The sequence below is a fragment of the Marinococcus sp. LNHM5E3-2.1 genome (genome assembly GCF_056034365.1).
Genome location: NZ_JBQLIB010000029.1, coordinates 1 through 3,184 on the forward strand (window position 1 = coordinate 1; position 3,184 = coordinate 3,184).

Annotated in this window: 2 rRNA genes; both read left to right on the top strand. The window is 58.3% G+C overall.

What is annotated here, in order from left to right:
* Positions 1-102 precede the first annotated feature (102 nt).
* Positions 103-3,034 (top strand): 23S ribosomal RNA (locus tag ACTRXH_RS15955).
* A 65-nt stretch (positions 3,035-3,099) separates the two neighbouring features.
* Positions 3,100-3,184, top strand: a 5S ribosomal RNA gene (gene rrf, locus ACTRXH_RS15960); the annotation flags it as partial.

Here is a 3,184-nt window from a genome sequence, read left to right on the forward strand (position 1 = left end):
GGACCTTGACAACCGAATACCGAGACCAAAACACACACAAGCAACACAAGGCTGCCGGGTTTGTCCCGGCGGCCGCGTCGAAGAATCAACCGCGTATCGAGTGGTTAAGAAGAAAAGGGCGCACGGTGGATGCCTTGGCACTAGGAGCCGAAGAAGGACGCGACGAACGGCGAAACGCTCCGGGGAGCTGTACGTAAGCTACGATCCGGAGATGTCCGAATGGGGGAACCCGCCTTCCGTCATGGGAAGGCGTCCGGCCGCTGAACACATAGGCGCCGGACGGTAGACCCGGGGAACTGAAACATCTCAGTACCCGGAGGAAGAGAAAGCAAACGCGATTTCCCGAGTAGCGGCGAGCGAAACGGAATCAGCCCAAACCGGGATGCTTGCATCCCGGGGTTGTAGGACCCCCGCACGGCAGGCGGGGAGGATAGGCGAAGCGGCCTGGAAAGGCCCGCCAGAGACGGTAACAGCCCGGTAGCCGACATCTTCCCCCCGCCGGGGGTATCCTGAGTACGACGGGACACGAGAAATCCCGTCGGAAGCTGGGAGGACCATCTCCCAAGGCTAAATACTCCCTAGTGACCGATAGTGAACCAGTACCGTGAGGGAAAGGTGAAAAGCACCCCGGAAGGGGAGTGAAACAGATCCTGAAACCGTGTGCCTACAAGAAGTCGGAGCCCGTTAAGGGGTGACGGCGTGCCTTTTGTAGAATGAACCGGCGAGTTACGCTCGTCTGCAAGGTTAAGCCGCAAAGGCGGAGCCGCAGCGAAAGCGAGTCTGAAGAGGGCGATGCAGTAGGCGGGCGTAGACCCGAAACCAGGTGATCTACCCATGACCAGGGTGAAGGCCAGGTAACACTGGCTGGAGGCCCGAACCCACGCAAGTTGAAAATTGCGGGGATGAGTCGTGGGTAGCGGTGAAATGCCAATCGAACCTGGAGATAGCTGGTTCTCCCCGAAATAGCTTTAGGGCTAGCCTCGGGTATGAGAGTCCTGGAGGTAGAGCACTGATTGGACGAGGGGTCCTTCCCGGATTACCGAATTCAGTCAAACTCCGAATGCCAGCGACTTGCTGCCCGGGAGTCAGACGGCGAGTGCTAAGATCCGTCGTCGAGAGGGAAACAGCCCAGACCACCGGCTAAGGTCCCTAAGTCTGCGTTAAGTGGAAAAGGATGTGGAGTTGCTTAGACAACTAGGATGTTGGCTTAGAAGCAGCCATCATTGAAAGAGTGCGTAATAGCTCACTAGTCGAGTGACTCTGCGCCGACAATGTACCGGGGCTAAACGCAGCACCGAAGCCGTGGACTCTCCCGCATGGGAGAGATGGTAGGGGAGCGTTCCAGGGGCACAGAAGCCGGACCGTGAGGACCGGTGGAGCGCCTGGAAGTGAGAATGCCGGTATGAGTAGCGAAAAGAAGGGTGAGAATCCCTTCCGTCGAAAACCCAAGGTTTCCTGAGGAAGGCTCGTCCGCTCAGGGTTAGTCGGGTCCTAAGCCGAGGCCGAAAGGCGTAGGCGATGGAAAACAGGTTGATATTCCTGTACCACCTCCGTTCCATTTGAGTGATGGGGGGACGCAGGCAGGCACGGCCGCGCGCTGTTGGACATGCGCGTTGAAGCTGGCAAGGCCGGGGGAGCGGCAAATCCCTCCCCCATACGGCCAAGCGGTGACCAGGAGGGCCCTACGGGGCCCGAAGGGCCGGCACCTACCCTGCCAAGAAAAGCCTCTAGCGAGGAACGTGGTGCCCGTACCGTAAACCGACACAGGTAGGTGGGATGAGTATTCTAAGACGCGCGGGAAAACTCTCGTTAAGGAACTCGGCAAAAGGACCCCGTAACTTCGGGAGAAGGGGTGCTCCCCGGGGTGAATAGCCCCAGGGAGCCGCAGTGAAAGGGCCCAAGCGACTGTTTATCAAAAACACAGGTCTCTGCGAAGCCGTAAGGCGAAGTATAGGGGCTGACACCTGCCCGGTGCTGGAAGGTTAAGAGGAGGCGTTATCCCCTTCGGGGGAGAAGCGCCGAATTGAAGCCCCAGTAAACGGCGGCCGTAACTATAACGGTCCTAAGGTAGCGAAATTCCTTGTCGGGTAAGTTCCGACCCGCACGAAAGGTGCAACGACTTGGGCACTGTCTCAACGAGAGACCCGGTGAAATTATAATACCTGTGAAGATGCAGGTTCCCCGCGACAGGACGGAAAGACCCCATGGAGCTTTACTGTAGCTTGACATTGGATGTGGGTACCACTTGTACAGGATAGGTAGGAGCCATCGAATCCGGACCGCCAGGTTCGGAGGAGGCGCTGGTGGGATACTACCCTGGTGGTATCGACATTCTAACCGCAGGCCGTGATCCGGCCTCGGGACCGTGTCAGGTGGGCAGTTTGACTGGGGCGGTCGCCTCCCAAACAGTAACGGAGGCGCCCAATGGTTCCCTCAGAATGGTCGGACATCATTCGCAGAGTGCAAAGGCACAAGGGAGCTTGACTGCGAGACTTACAAGTCGAGCAGGGACGAAAGTCGGGCTTAGTGATCCGGCGGCACCGCATGGAAGGGCCGTCGCTCAACGGATAAAAGCTACCCTGGGGATAACAGGCTAATCTCTCCCAAGAGTTCACATCGACGGGGAGGTTTGGCACCTCGATGTCGGCTCATCGCATCCTGGGGCTGAAGTAGGTCCCAAGGGTTGGGCTGTTCGCCCATTAAAGCGGTACGCGAGCTGGGTTCAGAACGTCGTGAGACAGTTCGGTCCCTATCCGTCGCGGGCGCAGGAAAGGTGAAAGGAGCTGTCCTTAGTACGAGAGGACCGGGATGGACACACCGCTGGTGTACCAGTTGTTCCGCCAGGAGCACTGCTGGGTAGCTACGTGTGGACGGGATAAGTGCTGAAAGCATCTAAGCATGAAGCCCCCCTTAAGATGACCTTTCCCCTCTACGGAGATAAGACCCCTTGGAGATGACGAGGTAGATAGGTCCGGCGTGGACGCATGGCGACATGTGCAGCGGACGGATACTAATCGGTCGAAGTCTTATCCACGCACAGCACGATACGCGGCGGTGGCTGCGGTCTCGGTATTTGGTTGTCAGGGCCCGACGGGCCAGTCCGGTGGCAACAGCGAAGAGGATCCACCCGTTCCCATGCCGAACACGGAAGTTAAGCTCTTCAGCGTTGATGATAGCCGGGGGT